This window comes from Amycolatopsis sp. NPDC003731 (genome assembly GCF_053586895.1).
Genome location: NZ_JBSFNC010000055.1, coordinates 17,173 through 36,597, shown reverse-complemented (window position 1 = coordinate 36,597; position 19,425 = coordinate 17,173). Strand labels below are relative to the sequence as shown.

Sequence of the window (19,425 nt, the reverse complement as noted above, 5' to 3'; positions counted from 1 at the left end):
CAGAGCTTAGCCGGAGATCAACTCGTCGAGGAGAACGCGCACTTCCTCCGCCTCCGGTGCGCGCAACTCCGTGTAGGCAACCAAAGCCGCTTGAAGGTGCGACAGCGCCTCGACGTCGTTCCCGGCCGCTCGGTGGGCGACCCCCAACCCGTGCTGGGCGATTGCTCGTTCACGAAGGTGACCGGTCCGGCGGGCCAGCGCCAACGCCTTCTCGTACAACGCGATCGCCTCGTGGCCCGTCTTCGTCGCCGCCAGGTCGTTCAGGGCCGTCACTTCGAGATTCGTGATGCCGCCGACCCGGGCGAACTCCAGCGCGCGGCGGAAGTGATCGTCGGCTTCCCGCGGACGGCCCAGGCCCGCGTACGCGCTGCCCAGCGCCGACAGCACCGGGCCGCCCAGGCCCGGCGAGCCGAGGTCCTCCGCGATCCGGCCGCTCTGCCGCAGGTACTCCACCGCCTCCAGGTGGTTGCCGCACCAGCGGTGGTGCTCGCCGATGTTGCACAGCGCGATGCCCTCCAGCAGCGCGTGGCCCGTCCGGCGCGCCGCCGCGAGGGCCAGGTCGTACTGCCGGCGGGCCTCAGGGCGGTGGCCGCGGATGTCGTCGATCGTGGCGATGCTGTTGCGGGTCATGCTCTCCAGCAGGTCGTTCCGCTGCGCCAACGCCAGGGAAAGGGCCTGCTCGAGGTGCTCGGCGGCCGCGTCGAACCGGCCGAGCAGGACCAGCGTCATGCCGACGGCGTGGTTCGCGAAGCCCCGTTCCCGCGTGCCGGCGCTCGTCAGCGCCAGCGCCGTCGTGTGGAGCGTCAGCGCTTCGTGGTGGTGGGCCGCGATGTACAGGTAGCGCCAGAGCGTCGCCGACAGATCGATCACGTGCCCGGCCAGCGCCTCCGGAGTGCTGGTGGCCAGCGCCACCAGCGTGGTCCGCTCGGTGTCCAGCCAGGCCCGGGCGGCCTCGCCGGACGCGAAGGCGGGGCGCGGACCGGGCGGGCGCGGCCGCAGGTAGGGCTCGTGCGGGGAGAACAGGTCCATGGCCGCCGACGCCGAGGACAGGTAGTGGTCGAACAACCTGGTCGACGCCGTGAGGCGGGTGGCCTCGTCGTCGGTCGTGGTCACCAGCTCGGCCGCGTAGAGCTTGACGAGGTCGTGCATCCGGAAGCGGCCCGGCTGGTGCTCCTCCAGGAGGTTGGCCGCGCACAGCACGCGCACCGCCCGGGCGTCCCCGAGCAGCGCCGTCGCGGCCGCGCGGCCGATGTCGCCGGCCGGCAGCAGGCCGAGGAGGCGGAACGCGGCCGCGGCGGCCGGGGAGAGCGAGCGGTGGGAAGCGTCGAACACCGCGCGCAGGCTCGCCGTCAGTTCGCCGGTGTCCAGGGCGTCCAGCCGGCCTTCACGCAGTTCGGCGGCCAGCGCGGACAGCCGCCGGTCCGGCTGGGCCGCGACGCGGGCGGCGACGATCGCCAGCGCCAGGGCCATCCCGCCGCACTGGGTCAGGATTTCCTGCGCCGCCTCGGGTTCCTCGGCCAGCAGCGGCGCACCCACCTTGTCCGCGAGCAGCTCCCGCGCCTGGTCTTCGTCGAGGGTGCGCAGCGGCAGCGCGCTCGCGCCGTGCGTGGTGAGCAGGCCGCCGAGCTCGTGCCGGCTGGTGATCAGGACCGAACAGGACGACCCGCCGGGCAGCAACGGCGTCACGTGCCCGGTGTCGCGCGCGTTGTCGAGGACCACGAGCAGCCGTCGCCGGGCCGTGAGGCTGCGGTACAGCGCCGCCTGCCCGTCCGGGTCCGGCGGGATCGACGCCGGCGCGACGCCCAGCGCGCCGAGGAAACCGCGGACGGCCCGCTCGGCCGGGACCGCCGGCCCGCTCGGCCGGGACCGGCTCGTGGGCCGGGTCGAAGCCGCGGAGGTCGACGTACAGCTGGCCGTCGGGGTAGCGGTTCGCGTGGTCGGTCGCCCACCGCACGGCCAGCCACGTCTTCCCGAGGCCGCCCGCGCCGGAGATCACCGCCACCGCGCCGTCGCACGACAGCATCCGGTCGAGCGCCGCCAGTTCCGCGCTGCGTCCCGAGAACGACGGCGCCGCGGCCGGGAGCTGCCGCGGTTCCGGGCCGCTGCCGGTCAGGATCCGTTCGTGCAGGCCGCGCAGCCGCGGGCCGGGGTCGGCGCCGAGTTCGTCCGCCAGGCGTGCCCGGACTTCCTCGTACTCCCGCAGCGCGTCGGCCGGACGTCCGTCGAGGAACAGCGCTTCGATCCGCTGGGCCGCCGCCCGTTCGTCGCTGCCGCCGGGGACGGGCCGGGCGAGCACGGCGGCGTGGGCGCCGGTGCGCAGCCGGAGGTCGTCGCGGTCCAGCACCGCCGCGTCGCGCCGGCGCTCCAATTCCCTGCGGACGCCGTCGACCCAAGGTGAGTCCAGTTCGCTGAGCGGGGTGCCGCGCCAGAGGGCCAAGGCTTCGTCGTAAAGCGCGAGCGCGGCGTGCTCGTCGCCGGTCTGCTTCGCCTGCCGGAGGAGGCTGTCGAACCGGTGGACGTCCACCAGCAGCGGATCGGCCTTCAGGAGGTAGCCGTCACGTTCGCGCTCGATCGTGACGCCGTCCAGCGCACCCAGCAAGGTCCGCAGCCGTGAGACGTACGCGTACAGCGAGTTCCTCGGCTGCCGCGGTGGCCGTTCGCCCCACACGCGGTCGATGAGCCGGTCGGCCGGGACCGCCCGGCCGGCGTCGAGGAGCAGCACCGCGAGCACGTCACGCTGCCGCGCGGGCCCGATGTCGAGCCGGGTGCCCCCGGTCACGACCTCGACCGCGCCCAGAACCCGCAGTTCCACCACGTCCGCCCCTCCCTGCCTCAGGCGTAGCGGATCGGCGGCGTCCCGGCAAGGTCCGGCCAAGGTTTTCCCAATGGCCCCCGGGCACCGTGACGGCACGGACGACGAGGGGAGCCCCGATGATTTCCGACGCCTACCTCCGCGCACGCATCGCCGAGGTCAAGCAGGAGTTCGCCGCCGCCTACCGGTGGCGGCGGCGCCTGACGCGGCTGCTGGCCGCGCCGGGGAGGCGCCGGCGGAGTTGTCAGAACCCTGATAATCGGGCTCGATGACCTTCCTCCCTCGGAGTGGTGTCGTTCAACGGCGCTGCTCCGACCTGCAGTTTACCGTCCGTTAGCCTGTTCGGTCGATTGCGGTGGAGTCGATCACGGTGTCGAATAATCGCCTACAAGGATTAATCGCCGTGAGGAGCTGGCTGTGCACTGGGGGACCGCGCTCGAAGACGGAGGGGCGGCGGGGCTCGTCCGTCCGTACTTCCGCACCCATGGCCGGACGCGCCCGACGCGGGACCTCCCCGTCGAGACGCTCGTCTCGACCACCGCGCGCGGGCGGGCCATGACGCGCGGGAGCACGCAGGAAGAGTCGGAGATCTGCGTGCTGTGCCGCACTTCGCAGTCGGTCGCCGAGGTGGCCGCGCGGCGGCGGCTGCCGCTCGGCGTGGCGCGCGTCCTGCTCTCCGACCTGGCGGACCGCGGCCTCGTCGCCGTCCACACCGCGAAGCGCGGCAACGGCAACCGCCCCAGCATGGACCTGATGAAGCGCATCCTGCACGGCCTCAGCCGGCTCTGACCCCGGCCGGTAGCGTTGCCCCGGACGGGGAGGGGCAGCGGTGCGGGTTCTGGTGACCGGGGGCAACGCGGGAATCGGCTACTTCGCCGCCGAGCAGCTCGCTTCGGCGGGCGCGGAGGTGGTGATCGGCAGCCGCGACCCGGGCAAGGCGCAGGCCGCGACCGAGTCGATCCGGACGCGGGTCCCCGGCGCGAAGGTGGGACACGTCCGGCTGGACCTGGCCGACCTGGGTTCGCTCGAGCCGGACGTGGGCGAGCTGGACGCCGTCCTCTGCAACGCCGGTGTCGCACTCGACGCGCCGCCGCGGCGGGAAACCCGGGACGGGCACGAGCTGATGTTCGGCACCAACCACCTCGGCCACTTCGCGCTGGTCGCGCGCCTGATGCCGGTGCTGGCCCCGGCCGCGCGGATCGTCACGACGGGCAGTTTCGCGGCGAAGTCGTCGAGCCTCGATTTTTCCGATTTGCAGAGTGAGCGGGACTACCGGCCGAAGCGGGCCTACGAGCGGTCGAAGCTGGCGCAGATGTTGTTCGCGCTGGAGCTCGACCGGCGGCTGCGGGCGGCGGGTTCCCGGCGGATCAGCGTGCTCGCGCACCCCGGCGGCGCGCTCGACTCGCTGACGCCGTCCCGGCCGCCGGTGCACACCCGCACGGCCGGCGCGTGGCTGCGCGGGCTGCCGGCGCGGGTGGTGCTGCACGGCAAGGACGCCGGAGCGCGACCGGCGGTGCGGGCCGTCCTCGACCCGGACGTCGAGGGCGGGCAGCTGTGGGGCCCGCGCGTGTTCGGCCTGCGCGGCCGGCCGCGGTCGGAACGCCGGTGGGCGAACCTGACCGACGACGCGGCCGCCGCGCGGCTGTGGACGGAAAGCGTGGCGCTGACCGGGCTGGAGCCGCTCGGCTAGTTGTCGTCGTCCCCGCCGGTGACGTTGCCGATGCTGGCGGGCACGCCCTTGATCATGTCGACGACGGTCTTGCCGGCCAGGCCCGACTTGCCGAACCACGGGTCGGTCATCACCTTGATGGCCGACTCGAACTTTTCGGCGCCTTCCTTGCCGAAGAGCTTGCCGAGCTCGTGCACGGAGAAGTTGCTGATCTTGTCGAACTTCTGCATGATCTCGGGCGTCACACCGTCCATTTGGGACAGTTTGGTCTTGATGACGTCGGTCATCTGGTCGGTGAACGGCTTGTGCGGCTTGGGATCCGGGGTGGCCGGGGTGGTGTCCGGCTTCGGATCCGGGGTGGTGTCGGGCTTGGGCTCGGGAGTGGCCGCCGCGGGGGCGGGCTCGGGTTTCGGTTCCGGGGTGGCCGACGACGACGAGGGTGCGGGCTCCGGCTTCGGTTCCGGCTTGGGCTCGGGAGTGGTGTCCGGCTTGGGCTCGGGCTTCGGCTCCGGAGTCGCCGAGGAGGGCGCGGGTTCCGGCTTCGGCTCGGGTTTGGGGTCCGGCTTCGGCTCGGGGGTGGTGTCCGGCTTGGGCTCGGGCTTGGGTTCCGGGGTGGCCGACGACGATGAAGGCGCGGGCTCCGGCTTGGGCTCGGGCTTGGGGTCCGGTGTCGTGTCCGGCTTGGGCTCGGGCTTCGGCTCCGGAGCGGCCGAGGAAGGGGTGGTGTCGGGCTTGGGTTCCGGCTTGGGCTCGGGTGTCGTGTCCGGTTTGGGCTCGGGTTTCGGCTCCGGGGTCGCCGAGGAGGGGGTGGTGTCCGGTTTGGGCTCGGGTTTCGGCTCCGGCGTTGCCGACGAAGGCGTGGTGTCCGGCTTGGGGGCCGGGGCCGGGTCCGGCTTGGGGGCCGGTGTTGCGTCCGGCTTCGGCGTCGGCTTCGGAGTCGGCGTCGGGGTGAGGCTGCTCGTCGGGGGCTTGGCCGCCGCCAGGTCGTCGCCCGCCTTGCCCAGCTTCGTCAGCGCCTGCAGCAGGTCGCCCAGCTTCTTCGCCAGCTGGGCCAGCTTCGCGCCGATCTTGCCCAGGGCCGTGGCCACCGTGCCGATCGTCGTGCCGATGAAGATCGCGATCGACGCCCCGAACGTCACCGGGGCCAGGGCCGCCGCGATCAGGGCACCCTTGATGATCGTCGCCAGGAGCATGGCGATCAGGTCGCGGAGGATGCCGCGGAACGCGCCGACGATGCCGCCGGCGATCTTCATGTTCTTGCCGGCCTCGTCGAGGTAGCCGCCGAGGGAACCCAGCTGCGCCGTGACCGCGTCCATGTCCTTCTTGAACTGGTCCGCGGCCTGCCCGCTCCAGTCCTTCAGCAGCGTGTCGAGCGCCTGCTGGTGGTCGGCCGACCACTGCTCCAGTTTCTTCTTCTCCGCCGTGAGCGCCTCGCTCGCCGCCGCGATGCCGATCGGGTCGCCCATCAGGATGTCCAGCGGCCAGCGCAGGATCGTGATGTGCTCGATGAGCCAGCCGATCCCGGCCGTCAGCAGGCTGCCGATCGGGTCCAGCACGAGCCCGATGGTCTCCAGCGCCATGCCGGCCGAGCCGATGCCGATCGCGACCTTGTCGTGCTCCTTGACGGCCTTGTCCAGGCCGATCGCCGCCTCGAAGAAGCCCGCGCCGGCCGACGCGTTGTCGCTGTTGAACAGTTCCGAACCGTGGAGGCTGACGTCCTTGCTCTGGTAGTCGTCGCCCACTATCCGAACCTCACGATCGAGTTCACGGCGTCTTCTTCGCCCGACTGGTAGCGCTTCGCGGCCTCGGTGACCTTGTCGGCGAACTCGCCGATCGTCTTGGCGTACTCCCCGAACTGGTGGTGCGCCTTGTCGGTCCAGGTGCTCGCGCCGGCCGCCATCAGCTGGCACGCCGGGTTGATGCCGAACATGCCGGGGTCGCACACCATGCCGCCGACGAGGTCCGCCGTGCTCTGCAGGTTCTTCTGCAGCTCGTCGAGGTGCTTGCCGAAGTTCGCCAGTGGGTCCGCCGAGACGCGGAAGCCGCCGCCGGTCACCAGGGGTTCGATTCGTCGTCGGAACGGTCGTCGGCCGCGGGACGGCGCCGGGGCGCGGACGGCGGAACGGCCGGGGGCGGTGGCGGTGGCGTGGGCTCGGCGTTCTCCGGCGCCGCGAAGTCGCCGTCCGGCGGCGGGTCCGGCGGGAGGAAGGACCGGACCATCGCGGTCGACTCGCCGTCGCCGTTGATCGTGGCGAACGAATCCGCGACGGCGCGGGCGGTCTGGCGCTGGGCGTCGCGCACCGCGCCCATGATCGCCGCCGTCAGCCGGGCCGGGCCCAGCTCGCACGCGCGGTGGCCGAGCTCGAGGTTCGTCAGTGCGCCGTTCGGGGCCAGGGTCACCGTGACCGAGCCGTCGCGGGTGCGGACCGTCGCCCCGGCCGCCGAGAGCGCTTCGTTCAGCGCGGCCGCCTTCGACTGCATCTCCCGGACCTGCCGCTCGAGCAGGAGCTGGAAATCTTCGCCTGGCCCCAGGTTCGGTTGCACTGGATCGACTCCTCGAAACGCCGGCGCACTCGGCCGGACGCCTTGATCGGCCAGGTTAGCGCACACCGGATGGTCGTCCGGCGTTAACGGGGAGTATGCCTGGTTGTTCCCTCGATGGTGCCCTTGTGCCCTCTACTGTGGACCCTCGGCCGCCCGGGCGGCCCGCTCCACCTCGGCGTACCGGGCCTCCCAGAAGCTCCCGTCCCGGTCCGACGCGGTCGTGCCGTCCAGGTGCTCGCGCAGGAGGTCCGCGTGGCCCGCGTGGCGGTTCGTCTCGGTCAGCACGTGGACGAGGACGTTGAACAGCAGCACGTCCGGACGCGGCCACCAGGGCACGTGCCCCGGCGCGTCGACGGCCAGCTCGGTGATCGTCGCGTCGGAGTGGGCCCACGCCCGGCGGTAGCGGGCGACGATCTCCTCCCGCGACTCGTGCTCCGTCGCCCACATGTCCGTGCCGCGCGCCGCGAGGTCGTCCCACCGGGGCAGCGGCTCGGGGAACGGCCTGCCGAAGACGTCGCCGAAGTACCGGGCCTCGGTCAGCGTCAGGTGCTTGACCAGGCCGAGCAGATTGGTCCCCGTCGCCGTCAGGGGACGGCGGACGTCGTACTCGCCGAGCCCGTCCAGTTTCCCGAGCAGCTCCTCTCGCACTTCGCGCAGGTCGCCGTGCAGGTAGTTCTTCGCGAACTCGTCGATCATGGCCGCCAGCTTGTCAGCCCACGGGCACCCCGCGCACCGAAACCGGGCCGCGTGTCGGATCCAGCTCCAGCCTCTGGTCCACACCGGACGGCGTCAGCACGTCGAACGCCTTCGGCGCGGTCGCCGGGTCGGCGGCGCAGATCGGGGCCGTTCCGCCCGCCGCGCACAGGCCGAACGTGTACTGGCCCGCCGTCGGCGTGAACGGCCGGGCCTGGTCCGGCGAGTTGCCGTCCTGGCCGGTCAGCACCACCGCGAACGTCCAGCCCGGCCCCGGTGTCCCGAAGGCCGACTTCGCCACGCTGACCGTGATATACCGCGTTGCCTGCGAAGCCTGCACCGACGGCGTTGCCAGCGAAGCGCCCGAAGCGTCGACGAGCGCCGGGTCGGCGAAGCCCTGGACCTCGATGCGCCTGCTCCACGCGTCCTGCGGGGCGATCGTGTACGCCCGGCTCGGGAACGGCGCCGCGGTCGACGTCGCCGTCGCCGCCGGATCGTGGCCGTAGATCGTCAGGAGCTGGGCGCCCAGCGGGGAGCCGAACGTCGGCGACAGGTCGCGGACCTGCGCCCGGAACACCAGCGTGCTGCCCGAATCGATGATCTGGAACCGCTGCAGGTCGAACGCGCCCGCGTGGAAGTCGCCCGCCGTCGGGTACGTGTACGTCCCCGGGCCGTTGTCGTCGCCGTCCGGGTCCGTCGTGTCCAGCAGCACCGTTCCGGTGACGAAGTCCGAGCTGATCGTCTTCTGCGCGTAGCCCGTTCCGGCGCCGGTCACGGTCGCCGTGACGACGTTCGCGCCGAGCGGCGTCGGCACCGTCGCGCTGAACGTCCCCGCCGCCGAAGCCCGGGTCGACAGCACCGTGGTCGTCCCCGCGTCGGTGGCCGAGACGGCGAGGTCGACGCGGCTGCCCGCGGGCGCGGTGCCGGTGACCTGGGCGGTCGCCGTGGACACCGACGCGGGCGCGTCGAGCGTGACCGGCAAGGCGGCCGGGGCGGCGGCGTACCGCGCGCGGACCTCGGCGGGCTGCTCGGGCAGCCGGCCGTCGGCCAGGGCCCGGGCCAGGCGCACCGACTGCGACTGCGCCCAGCTCAGCGGCGCCACCGAGCCGACGGACTGCCCCGGGGTGAAGCCGATGGACGCCGTCTTCGGGTCCGTGCCGTACGGGGACGCGGGCAGCGCCGGGTTCTCCCAGATCTGCTCGGGGATCAGGCCCGTCCCGTTCGTCTGGGCCCGCATCGCCCGCAGCAGGGCGGCCGCGCCGGCCCGGTCGCCGGTCTGGACCGCCTGCTCGCCGCGTTCGCCGGCCAGCACCGGCCACAGGTGCCCGGACCCGGTGTTCGCCGACGGCCAAGGCGCGCCCGTCGGGCCGCAGTTCGTCGGGTCCGGCTCGTAGCAGTCGCCGTAGCCGTCCTCGCTGCCCGCCGCCGACGTCCCGTAGCGGTACCAGCCCGGCCCGGCCGGGGTGTCCCGCTTGATCACGCGGTCCACGACGGCGAGCGACGCGGCGACGTCGGGGTCGTTCGCGGGCAGCACGCCCAGGCGGGTCAGTTCGAGGAAGCCGGCGTCGACGACCGCGCGCTGGTCGGCGTCGATCGAGCCGTTGCCCAGGTTGTAGAACCACTCGGAGTTCGGGTCGCCGTTCTTGGTCAGCCGCAGGAAGTACCGGCCGCCGTACGGCCCGTTCGACGTCACGGTCCAGCCCTTGATGCTGCGCTGGAAGTGGTCGGCCGTGGCCCGGTAGACGTCCGCGCGCGCCCGGTCGCCGTTGCGCTCGGCGATCACGCCCGCGGCGACGAGCCCGGCGATCTCCGCGGCGATCGTCGAGGGGGAGAAGCCGCCCTGTTCCTCCCAGCGCTCGGACCCGAACGCCGGGCCGTGCGCGACGACGAAGTCCGCGGCCGCGCGGATGTGGTCGGTGTACAGCGTCCGGTCGCGGTCCAGCCCGGCCTGCAGCGCCATCAGGATCGGGTACGCGCTCTCGTCGAGCTGGTCGCCGCCGGAGTCGGGCGCCTTCTTGCCGTTCAGCATGGAGTTGCGCGGGAAGCGGCCGTCCGGCTGCTGCTGGCGGGTGAACAGCCACCGGACGCTCGCCCGCGCCGTCTCGCGGTCGCCGGCGGCCAGGAGACCCGAGAAGCTTTCGTAGAGGTCACGCGCGAAGATCTCGCGGTAGGAGCCGAAGTAGACCGGCTTGCCGCCGGGCGCGTCGCCCGCCGGCACCGCCTGGCCCCACGGGCTGCCGAGCGACGCGACGACCGCGCCCGGGAACGTCTTGTCCTCGCTGGCCTTCAGCACGTTGACCGACTGGTAGTACGCGTCGGAATCCTTGCCTCGCAACGGAATCAGCCCGTTGTCGTAGTCACGCCACTCGCGCGCGTACTGCCGGTAGCTCGCCTCGAACGGCGTGCGCAGGCTCGCTCCGGCGGTGGCGACGGCGGCCCGGGCGTCCGCGCCGAAGCCGAGCGCCAGCACGGCCGGGCGGCGCGGCTGCAGGTCCAGCTGCGCGGTCTGGACGACGTTGCCGTCGGCCGCCGACGGCGTCGTGTCGGTGAGCCGGTGATCGCGATCCAGCTGGGCGAGCCCGTCGCCGGCGGTGCCGGCGAACCCGCTGGACGTGCTGAGGAACCGGCGGTCGGCGCGCAGGGCGGCGGCCAGCGGGGTGCCGTAGTCGCGGGCCGGCGCGCTCGACACCGTGTTGCGGTCGGCGCTGACCAGCGCGGACGTCGCCGCGTCGACCGTGGCGGTGTCGCCGCCGCCGTTGGCCGGGCCCCCTCCGCCGTTGCCGTTGATGCTCGCGTCGAACCGCACGTAGACCTTGAGGTCCTGGCCGGAGCCCCGCAGCGGCTCCAGCCGGGTGCGGATGAGCACGCCGGTCCGGGCCGGGTCGGTCAGGTACTCGGTGACCAGCCGGTACCGGCCGCTGCGCGGGGTCGACGTCACCTCGCAGGCCATCCCGCCCGCGCTTGTCCGGACCGTGTAGGTCATGTCCCGCGCCTGCAGGTCGGTGAAGCTGCGCCCGTCGGTCACCGCGAACTGCAGCGTTTCGACGTTCGTGTTGTCGATCACCGGCGCGTAGACGTCGGACAGCACGCCACCCGCCACGGTGAACCACGCCTTGCTCGCCGTGTTCCGCGCGGTGCCGAGGCAGTCCTTGCGGGCCAGGCCGAAGTGGGAGAGGGCGCCCGGTCCCGGCGCCGGTGCCGCGGTGGCCGCGGGGGCGGGCAGGAGGGTCGCGGCCAGCACCGCGCACAGCACCACGGACGACGTCGACCGAATCATCCGCCCATCCGATCACGGCCGCCCCGGGCCGCACCAGGTCCGAACGGTGCCCGGATGCCGTTACCGGTGATTGAGAATCCGAACTCGTGGGTAGCAAACCTGATGTCCCCCGAGGAGGTGAACGTGGAAGAGCTGGGATCGGACGGATGGCGGTACCGCGGCACGATTTCGCCACGGACGCTGCCGAGCCTGCGCCGGCACCTGGTGTCGTGGTTGCGGCGGCGGGCCGGTGACGAGGTCGGGCGCCAGGCCGACGACGTCGTGCTGGCCTGCTGGGAAGCGATGGCCAACGTGCTCGACCACGCCTACCACGGCCGCCCGGGGCTGATCGACGTCCGCGCCCGGATCGACCAGGAGGTGCTGATCGTCACCGTCGCCGACCAGGGCCGCTGGACGACCCTGGAAGAGCGCGCGGACGGCGGCCGCGGCCTGCGCCTGATCCAGGCCCTGGTCGACGGGCTCGACCTCCGCTCGACCGACGGCGGCACGGTCATCACGCTCACCTGGCCGTTCCCGGCCCGCCGTACCGCCTAAGGCGATTCCGCCGAGGACAGGTCTTCGACGAACCGGGCCGCGATGTCCCGCAGTTTCACGTTGGTCCGCTGCGACTCGGTGACCAGCCGCTTCATCGCGTCGTCGGCACCAATCCGGTGCACGGCCATCAGGATGCCCTTGGCCTGCTCGATCACCGCCCGCGACCGCATCGCCGCTTCCAGCTCGACGGCCCGCTGCCGGGCCTGGTGGTAGCGCCGGGTGGTGCGCAGCCCGAACGAGACGACCGTGGTGTAGAGCTGCAGCAGCCGCGAATCGGTCTCCGCGAAGCCGTGGTTGCCGTAGCCGAAGAGGTTGAGCGCCCCCGACAGGCGTTCGTCGACGCGCAGCGGCGCGGCGAGGTAGCTGCCGACGCCGAGGTCCAGGGCCCGCGCGGTGAACTCGGGCCACGCCGCCCCGGCCGTGGCCAGCGGCACCCGGACGATCTCGCCGGTTTCCGCGGCCTGCAGGCAGGGGCCGGCAGCCGCCGCGTACTGGGCCCGGTCGATCTCGACGGCGCGCTCGTCCGTGGCGGCCGCGGTCGTCGGCTCGCCGTCGCGGATCGCGGTGATGCTCGCCATGTCGGCGCCGGGTACGGCCCGGACGGCTTCCGCGCAGACGGCGTCGAGGATCTCCGCTTCGGTCGGCTCGGTCTCCAGAGCGCCCGTGAGGTCCGCCATCGCGGCGGTCAGTTCGTCGAGGTCTTCGGGCAGGATCGGTTCACCGGTCACTCGATCATCTCCCGTCCCGGACGGCGGCGGCTCGTGCCGGACCGCTGCTGCTTCAACGGAACGGCAGAACCTTACTCGCGTATGCGGCGCAATCCGCAACACCGGATCGGAGAGAGGGCGGTGGCACCCGGCCCGTCGCTCGCTGCTGAACGTCGTGGGTTGGGCGCCGGGGCCACCTCGCGACGGACGGCAGCACAACCCACCCGACGCACCGTCGCTGCGGCCTGCTTACCCCGTGTGCCCGAGGTCAACCGTTCAGCGGACCATGACCTTCGTGACCTGGGTGAGCCCGGACACGCGCAGCACCCGGTCCAGCAACCGCGGCGCGAGCAGCCGGAGGTCGTGCTCGCCCGCCCGGTCGAACAGCACCGCGATGCCGGCGCTGTCGAGGTAGGTCACCCCCGTGAGGTCCACGGTGACGGCCGGGCCCGCGGCCAGCTCGCGGTCCAGCGCCGCGCCGAACTCGGCGGCGTTGCCCATGTCGATCTCACCGGTGACGGTCAGGACCCGGTCGCCGTCGTCACCCGGGCCGCCGACCAGTGTGAGTGCCGTCGTCACGAACCGATCCTCCATTCCAGCGTGACGGTGGTCCCGGACTCGTCGTGCCGGAAGGCGACCGCGTCGGCCAGCGCTTCCATCATCGGCACGCCGCGTCCGCGCAGCACGTGGTTGTCCGGCGGCGGCTGCTTCCAGTGCCCCCGGTCGGTCACCGTGACGACCAGGTGCGCGCCGGTGAGCCGGGCCGCCAGGTGCGCGGTCGCCCCGGTGCCGTCGCCGTAGGCGTGCTCGACGGCGTTGGCGCAGGCCTCGCCCGTCGCGACCAGCACGTCCTGGGCGAGGTCCGGCTCGAGGGCCGCGTTGGCCAGCCACGCCCGCAGCCAGTGCCGGGTCGAGGCGAGGTGGTCCGGGTGGGCGGCGAATTCGAAGTCCAATGCGGGCACCGATCTGCGGTAGAGCAGCAGCGCGACGTCGTCCTCGTAGCCGCCGTCCGGGCGGAGCCGGTCCATCAGGGCGGCGGCGACGTCGTCGAGTTCCACTTCCCGCGTGTCGTGGGCGACCTTGGTGGCCCGGTCCATGCCGTCGTCGAGCGACTCGCGGCGCCGCTCCACCAGCCCGTCGGTGTAGAGCATCAGCAGCGAGCCGATCGGCACCACCGCGGTGGCCTCCGGACGCGGTTCCGCGACCCGGACGGCCAGCGGCACGCTGGTGCCGGCATCGAGTTGCTCCGCCGGGCCGTCGAGGTGCACCAGCGTGGCGGGCAGGTGCCCGGCGCTGCTGTAGGTGAGCGTGCCGGTGGCCGGGTCGAGGACGCCGCAGAACACGGTGGTGCACAGGGCTCCCGGCAGGCGCCAGGCGAAGCGGTCGAGCGCCACGAGCGTGTGTGCCGGGCTGCTGGCCTCCAGCAGCAGCGCGCGGCAGGCGCTGCGGAGCTGGCCCATCACCGCGGCCGCGGCGAGCCCCCGGCCGACGCAGTCGCCGACGACGATGCCGATCCGGTCGCCGGCCAGCGGGACGACGTCGTACCAGTCGCCACCGACCTCGAGAGGCGGGTTCGCCGGCTCGTAGCGCACCGCGAACCCGTCGGGCAGCCGGGCCGGGCCGAGGATCGAGCGCTGCAGGGCCAGCGCCACCTCCCGCTGCCGGTCGTCGCGGTGGGCACGGCGCAGGGCGTGCGCCAGCGTCCCGCCCAGCAACGCCAGCAGCGTCCGGTCCTCGGTGCCGAGCGGGCGGTCCGGCGCGGGCTCGACCCAGAGCGTCAACCGGCCGCCGGGGTGGTCGACGGTGGTGCCCGCGCCGCTGTCGGCCGGGGTCGCGTGCAACGCCGGGAGCGAGCGGACGTGGTCGAGTGTCGCGCGCAGCGGCGCGGTGAGGTCCGCCCAGTGCCGGTCGGCGGGATCGGTGGACGCGAGCTCCGGCTCGCCGTCCTGCGGCCAGGTCACCGCGAGGACGCGCTGGGCCTCCCACAGTTCGCGCAGCAGCGCCAGCGCCGTGCGGAGGACCTCCGGCGCTCCGCTGATGCCGGCCAGGCGCTGGTTCATCGCGGCGAGCGCACTTTCGCGCTGCACCGCGTAGCGCTCGGCCGTGACGTCGCGGACCGTGCCGACCACCCGGCGGCGGCCCTCGTCGTCGTGCAGCTGGTTGTAGGCGATCGCGGTCCACACCCGGTGCCCGTCCCGGTGCCGCATCGGCAGGACCAGGCTGCCGGCGCGCTCACCCCAGGCGTGCTCGGACGCCTCGACGACCTGGCGGTGGGCGGCGGAGTCGGCGCCGGAGTCCGGCCACCACGGGAACGGCGGGGCGTAGGGCAGCCCGTCGGTGCCGAAGCCGAGCAGTTCGGTGAACGCCGCGTTGATCTCGACGACCCGGCCCTCGGCGTCGCAGACGAAGAAGCCTTCCTGCAGCGAGTCGATCATCGCCGCGCGCCACCGGGTGTGCTGGGTCCGCAGCCTCGCCAGCTGGACGGTCGTGCGGACGCGGGCGAGCAGCTCCCGCGCCGAGAACGGCTTCACGAGGTAGTCGTCGGCTCCGGCGGCCAGGCCGTCGACGGCGGCTTCCTGCCCGGCCCGCGCCGAGAGCAGCAGCACCGGCACGGCGGCGGTGCGCGGGTCGCCGCGCAGCTCGGCGAGCAGGCCGAGGCCGTCCAGCCGCGGCATCATGACGTCGCTGATGATCAGTTCGGGCGGCTCGGCGCAGGCGGCGGCGAACGCCTCGACGCCGTCGCGCACCGCGGTGACCGCGTAGTCGTCGCGCAGCAGCCGGACGAGGTAGTCGCGCATGTCGGCGTTGTCGTCGGCGACCAGCACCCGTGCCCCCGCGGCCGCGGCGGGCGCGGGCCGGGTCTCTTCACCGGTGTCCGGCAGCCAGCGCAGGGCTTCCTGCACGTACGGTTCCGCGGACTCCGCGACGGGCCCGCCGCCCGTCGGTTCGGCGACGACGTGCTCGGCGGGCAGGTGCCGGGTACCGAGCGGCACCCGCACCCGGAAGGTCGTCCCGGCGCCGGGTGTGCTCTCCACGGTGACGCTGCCGCCGTGCATGCCGACGAGCTCGCGCACCAGCGCCAGGCCGATCCCGCTGCCCTCGTTGGACCGCGCCCGCGCCGACGGGATCCGGTGGAACCGCTCGAACAGGCGCGGCAGCTCGGCGGCGTCGATCCCGATCCCGGTGTCGGACACCGAGACCACGGCGTGCCCGGCTTCGACCGTGCTGGTCACCCGGATCGCGCCGTCGAAGGTGAACTTGACCGCGTTGGACAGCAGGTTGAAGACGACCTTTTCCCACATCCCGCGGTCGACGTGCACCGGCTGGTCCGACGGGCGGCAGTCGACTTGGAACACCAGCCCGGCCCGCTCGACGGCGGCGCGGAAGACGCTCGCCAGCTCCGCGGTGAACGTGCCGAGGTCCACCGGTTCGAAGCGCGCCTGCATCCGGCCGGCTTCGATCCGGGAGAAGTCGAGCAGGTTGTTCACCAGCCGCCCCAGCCGCAGGGCGTTGCGCTGGATGACGTCGACCTCTTCGCGCACCCGGTCGCCGGCGCCGTCGAGGGCCTCCCGCAGCTCGGCGGCGGGGCCGAGGATCAGCGTGAGCGGGGTCCGGAACTCGTGGCTGATGTTGGCGAAGAACGTCGTCTTCGCCGCGTCCAGCGCGGTCAGCTCCTCGGCCCGCTGCTGCTGGGCCTGGTACGCGATCGCGCTGTTGACCAGCGCCGTCGTCTGCTGGGCGACCAGCCCGAGGAACGTCCGGTACGACTCGTCGAGCGCGCGCCCGGAGCTCGCCGCCAGCACGATCACGCCGGTGGCCGCGTCGCCGGCGTCGCCGGGCAGCGGCAGCACGACCGCCTCGGTGGGCGGGGTGGACCAGCCGCCCGGCGGCAGCTCGCCGATCGTCCCGCCGGACACGGTCCGCGCGACGCCGTCGGCGAGGACGTCCTTCAGCGGCCAGGCGGCCGCATCACCCGCGCCTTCGCCGCCGGGGGTGACGGCCGCGAGCGCGAGTTCGCCGTCGCCGTCCCGGATGTGGATCGCGGCGTAGGGGACGTCCGCGCCGGCCCGGCCCAGCACGCCGGCGACCAGTTCGCAGGCCTCGCCCACGGTCCGGGCGACGCCGGCCTGCGCGCCGAGTTCGCGCAGCGTCGCCAGCCGCCGGGCGCCGATCACGCGCTCGGTCGTGTCGGTGACGGCGGTGAACACGGCCCGGACCTGGCCGAGATCGTCGTGGACCGGGCTGTAGGAGTACGTCCAGTAGGTCTCTTCCCAGTAGCCGTGCCGGTTCATCGGCAGCAGCAGGTCCTCCGACCAGGTCGCCTCGCCGGTGGTCATCACGCTGTCCAGCATCGGGCCGATGATGTGCCAGATCTCGCCCCAGACCTCCGCGCCCGGCTTGTCCAGCGCCGGGTGCTTGGTGCCCAGCAGCGGCAGGTACGCGTCGTTGTAGAGGAACCGCAGCTCCGGCCCCCACCAGACGATCATCGGGAAGCGGGAGGTGAGGCAGATCCGGACCGCCGTGGTCAGGCTGGCCGGCCAGTCCCGGGGCGCGCCGAGCGGGGACGACGTCCAGTCGAAGTCCCGCATCCGGGCGGCCATCCGGCTGGTCCCGGGAAACACGGCGCGGTGGCCGGCCTCTTCCCCGACGCTCATCACACTCCAGGTTCACGCGGCCCAGGCCGAGCCTACCCGTCCGGGCACCGCTTCGCCGGGTGCGTGCGGCGCCGCGTCCGGGTGATCAGCCGCCGGTCAGCCAGGTCATGGTGACCGTGGTGCCGTCGTCGCGGTGCACCTGCGCGCTGTGGTCGGCGAGGGTGTCGATGAGCAGCAGGCCGCGGCCCCGCAGCCCGTTCGAGGCGACCGGCGGGCGCCAGGTGCCGTAGTCGGTGACGGTCACGGTCAGCCGTCCGGGCAGGGCCTCGGCCCGGACGTCGACCGGGCCTGTCTCGCCGGCGGGGTAGGCGTGCTCCGCCGAGTTGGCCATCGCCTCGTAGCCGGCGAGGACGATGTCCTCCCGCCGTTCGAGGCCCAGCGGCAGCGTGGCCAGCCACCGGGCCAGCGCTTCCCGCAGTTCCGGCAGCCGCTCGGCGATCGCGGCCGTGCGTCGGTGGAAGGAGGCCGGGGGAGCGGGCGCGCCGGGTTGGAGGGGGTCCGTCATGGGCTGTCCTCTCCGCGGTGGCGCACGTGGATCACGGCGATGTCGTCGTCGTGCCGTCCGCGCGTCAGTTCGTCGACGAGCTTGTCCCACGCCGTTTCGAGGTCGGCGGCGGTCAGCAGGCCCGGGATACCCGCCAGCAGCCATCCGACGCCCAGCGTGAGGTCACGGGTGCGGCTTTCCACCAGCCCGTCGGTGTAGAGCACCAGGTCCGCGCCGACCGGGAAGCCCGCGGTGCGCTGCGGGAAGACCGAGCCGACGCCCAGCGGCTGCGCCAGCGCCTCGCCGATCTGCTCGGGCGGCTCGCCCGGGCGGACCAGGATCGCGGGCAGGTGACCGGCGTTGGCGTAGGCGAGCGTCCCGTCGGCGGGCCGGTGGACCGCGTAGAAGCAGGTCACGAAGCTTTCGCCGAACAACCCGGTGGTCAGCTCGGAGACGTTGCGCAGCACCTCCGACGGCGGCAGCTCCAGCAGGGCGTAGCTGCGGACGGCCGTGCGGACCTGGCCCATCACCGTCGCCGCGGTGACGCCGTGGCCGACGACGTCGCCGATGACGAACGCGGTGGCCCCGGACGGCAGCCGGATCACGTCGAACCAGTCGCCGCCGACCTTGCTCCCGGTGGCCGCGGGCAGGTACCGGGTGAACACGTCGAGGCCCGGGGTGGGCGGGGCGACCGGCAGCATGCTGCGGGACAGCTCCGTGGCGAGGGTGCGCTCGCGCTCGTAGAGCCGGGCGTTGTCCAGCGCGATGGCCGTGTAGGCGGCGATGCCCTCGGCCAGGTACTCGTGCCGCGCGGTGAACCGGTCCGGCTCGGGGTGGCCGAAGAAGAACCCGCCCAGGACCTCGCCGGAGGTCGGGCTGATCACCGAGACGGCGAGGTAGCTGCACACCGGCAGGTGGCCTTCCGGCATCCCGTGGTGCGGCGCGTTCCGGCCGAACCGCGGATCCTGCGTGATGTCGGGGCTGCGGACGGTGCCGGCGCCGTCGAACGTCGGCGCGAACACGTCGGTGTTGCGCGGCATGGGGAACCGGGCGAACGCCTCCCGCGGCACCCCGGAGATCGTGTACAGCGTGTACGACTCGCCGAACTCGTTGGCCAGGTTGTAGAAGAACGCGCCGAAGCCGGCTCCGGTCGCCTTCGTGGCCGCGTCGGTCGCGTCCTGCACGATCCGGTCGATGTCGAGCTGTGCGGTCAGTTCCCGGCCGGTGGAGTGCAGCGCGTCCAGGACCGCGGCTTCGCCCCGCAGCCGCCGGACGGTGGCGGCCAGGCCGGCAGTGGCGGCGTCGATCGCGGCGGCGACGGCCGCGGGCACCCCGCCGAGGTTCTCGGTGGTATAGACCAGTGCGCCGCGCTCGCCGCCGTCGGCCGCGACGGCGACCGCGTGGGTGATCTCCCTGCCGGGCACCAGGTCCGCGAGCACCTCGGGATCGGTCACCGCCCGCGCGAAGTGCTCGCCGAGCACCGCGCGCACCTGGGCCGGGCCGAGGGGGTGGACCTCGGTGGCGGCCGGGACGCCGTCGCCGCCGACGAAGGCCCCGCGCACCGCGTCGAGGACCGCGTCGAACTCCGAACGGGACGCCATCAGGGAGCCAGCGCTTCGGACAGCGACGGGTAGATGGCGAACTCGTCGATCAGCCGGGTCAACTCCAGCGGGCGCAGGGTGATCCGGCCGGTGGCCACCACCCGCAGCGGCGCCGAGGCGGCCGGCCCGCGATGGGCCCGGACCAGCTCGGCCATGCCCGCCGAGGCCAGGAATGTGACGTCGGTCAGGTCGATGACGAGCAGCGACGGCTGCAGCCGCGCGGCTCGTTCCGCCAATTGGCGCAACTTTGGGGCGAGCGCGAGGTCGAGGGCGCCGTCGACGCGCAGCACCGCCACGCCGTCCCGGTGCTCCAGCACGACCGATCCCGCGGGCTCGGCGGCGTCGTCGAGTGAGTCCCCCGTCACGTCCCGTTCGCCCATGGCGCCCATCTTGCCTGCTGGGAGAGGCGGCTGAAAGCGGAGGGGGGTGCTGACACGGCGGCGGGCCGC

16 protein-coding genes and 1 pseudogene are annotated in these 19,425 nt (G+C 73.4%); 4 read left to right on the top strand and 13 right to left on the bottom strand.

What is annotated here, in order from left to right; all coding sequences use genetic code 11:
• Positions 1 to 6 precede the first annotated feature (6 nt).
• Both ACWDN5_RS23320 and ACWDN5_RS23315 read right to left on the bottom strand, forming a co-directional pair.
• Positions 7 to 1,719 (bottom strand): tetratricopeptide repeat protein, encoded by a 1,713-nt coding sequence (locus tag ACWDN5_RS23320; protein WP_449677768.1) that lies wholly within the window; start codon positions 1,717 to 1,719, stop codon positions 7 to 9.
• A 451-nt stretch (positions 1,720 to 2,170) separates the two neighbouring features.
• Positions 2,171 to 2,722, bottom strand: a pseudogene (locus ACWDN5_RS23315) (AfsR/SARP family transcriptional regulator); the annotation flags it as partial.
• Positions 2,723 to 2,931: 209 nt separating this feature from the next.
• Between ACWDN5_RS23315 and ACWDN5_RS23310 the strand changes: the two are divergent.
• The 3 genes from ACWDN5_RS23310 (at position 2,932) to ACWDN5_RS23300 (ending at position 4,502) form a co-directional block, all read left to right on the top strand.
• Positions 2,932 to 3,084 (top strand): hypothetical protein, encoded by a 153-nt coding sequence (locus ACWDN5_RS23310; protein WP_310971490.1) that lies wholly within the window; start codon positions 2,932 to 2,934, stop codon positions 3,082 to 3,084.
• A 145-nt stretch (positions 3,085 to 3,229) separates the two neighbouring features.
• Positions 3,230 to 3,601: a DUF742 domain-containing protein gene (locus ACWDN5_RS23305; protein WP_310971491.1), complete on the top strand. Its 372-nt coding sequence runs from the start codon at positions 3,230 to 3,232 to the stop codon at positions 3,599 to 3,601.
• 40 nt (positions 3,602 to 3,641) lie between these two features.
• Positions 3,642 to 4,502 carry an SDR family NAD(P)-dependent oxidoreductase gene (locus tag ACWDN5_RS23300; protein WP_449677767.1) on the top strand — a complete coding sequence of 287 codons (861 nt, stop codon included), beginning with the start codon at positions 3,642 to 3,644 and terminating at the stop codon, positions 4,500 to 4,502.
• On the opposite strand, the gene ACWDN5_RS23295 is transcribed toward ACWDN5_RS23300, so the two are convergent.
• From ACWDN5_RS23295 to ACWDN5_RS23275, 5 genes are all read right to left on the bottom strand, one after another.
• On the bottom strand, positions 4,499 to 6,223 hold the full coding sequence (locus tag ACWDN5_RS23295) for a WXG100 family type VII secretion target (protein ID WP_449677766.1): 1,725 nt from the start codon (positions 6,221 to 6,223) through the stop codon (positions 4,499 to 4,501). The genes ACWDN5_RS23300 and ACWDN5_RS23295 overlap by 4 nt on opposite strands.
• The gene (locus tag ACWDN5_RS23290) at positions 6,223 to 6,537 is read right to left on the bottom strand and encodes a hypothetical protein (protein ID WP_310971494.1); all 315 of its coding nucleotides are present in this window, start codon (positions 6,535 to 6,537) and stop codon (positions 6,223 to 6,225) included. The genes ACWDN5_RS23295 and ACWDN5_RS23290 overlap by 1 nt, the downstream gene beginning before the upstream one ends.
• Complete coding sequence (locus tag ACWDN5_RS23285) at positions 6,534 to 7,025, bottom strand: YbaB/EbfC family nucleoid-associated protein (RefSeq protein WP_449677765.1); 492 nt, start codon at positions 7,023 to 7,025, stop codon at positions 6,534 to 6,536. The genes ACWDN5_RS23290 and ACWDN5_RS23285 overlap by 4 nt, the downstream gene beginning before the upstream one ends.
• Positions 7,026 to 7,157: 132 nt before the next feature.
• Positions 7,158 to 7,721, bottom strand: coding sequence for a DinB family protein (locus tag ACWDN5_RS23280; RefSeq protein WP_449677764.1), 564 nt, complete (start codon positions 7,719 to 7,721; stop codon positions 7,158 to 7,160).
• 13 nt (positions 7,722 to 7,734) lie between these two features.
• Positions 7,735 to 10,995 carry a glucodextranase DOMON-like domain-containing protein gene (locus tag ACWDN5_RS23275; protein ID WP_449677763.1) on the bottom strand — a complete coding sequence of 1,087 codons (3,261 nt, stop codon included), beginning with the start codon at positions 10,993 to 10,995 and terminating at the stop codon, positions 7,735 to 7,737.
• A 123-nt stretch (positions 10,996 to 11,118) separates the two neighbouring features.
• On the opposite strand from ACWDN5_RS23275, the gene ACWDN5_RS23270 reads away from it, so the two are divergent.
• Positions 11,119 to 11,529: an ATP-binding protein gene (locus ACWDN5_RS23270; protein WP_449677762.1), complete on the top strand. Its 411-nt coding sequence runs from the start codon at positions 11,119 to 11,121 to the stop codon at positions 11,527 to 11,529.
• On the opposite strand, the gene ACWDN5_RS23265 is transcribed toward ACWDN5_RS23270, so the two are convergent.
• The 6 genes from ACWDN5_RS23265 to ACWDN5_RS23240 all read right to left on the bottom strand — a co-directional run bounded on the left by ACWDN5_RS23265 (position 11,526) and on the right by ACWDN5_RS23240 (position 19,356).
• Positions 11,526 to 12,257 (bottom strand): GAF and ANTAR domain-containing protein, encoded by a 732-nt coding sequence (locus ACWDN5_RS23265; protein ID WP_310971499.1) that lies wholly within the window; start codon positions 12,255 to 12,257, stop codon positions 11,526 to 11,528. The genes ACWDN5_RS23270 and ACWDN5_RS23265 overlap by 4 nt on opposite strands.
• A 255-nt stretch (positions 12,258 to 12,512) precedes the next feature.
• Positions 12,513 to 12,815 carry an STAS domain-containing protein gene (locus ACWDN5_RS23260; RefSeq protein ID WP_310971500.1) on the bottom strand — a complete coding sequence of 101 codons (303 nt, stop codon included), beginning with the start codon at positions 12,813 to 12,815 and terminating at the stop codon, positions 12,513 to 12,515.
• Positions 12,812 to 16,891 (bottom strand): SpoIIE family protein phosphatase, encoded by a 4,080-nt coding sequence (locus ACWDN5_RS23255; RefSeq protein ID WP_449677761.1) that lies wholly within the window; start codon positions 16,889 to 16,891, stop codon positions 12,812 to 12,814. The genes ACWDN5_RS23260 and ACWDN5_RS23255 overlap by 4 nt, the downstream gene beginning before the upstream one ends.
• Positions 16,892 to 16,976: 85 nt before the next feature.
• Entirely contained in the window at positions 16,977 to 17,396 is a 420-nt protein-coding gene (locus tag ACWDN5_RS23250) for an ATP-binding protein (protein ID WP_449677760.1), read from the bottom strand.
• Entirely contained in the window at positions 17,393 to 18,976 is a 1,584-nt protein-coding gene (locus ACWDN5_RS23245; RefSeq protein WP_449677759.1) for a PP2C family protein-serine/threonine phosphatase, read from the bottom strand. The genes ACWDN5_RS23250 and ACWDN5_RS23245 overlap by 4 nt, the downstream gene beginning before the upstream one ends.
• Complete coding sequence (locus ACWDN5_RS23240; protein ID WP_449677758.1) at positions 18,976 to 19,356, bottom strand: STAS domain-containing protein; 381 nt, start codon at positions 19,354 to 19,356, stop codon at positions 18,976 to 18,978. The genes ACWDN5_RS23245 and ACWDN5_RS23240 overlap by 1 nt, the downstream gene beginning before the upstream one ends.
• Positions 19,357 to 19,425: the final 69 nt, after the last annotated feature.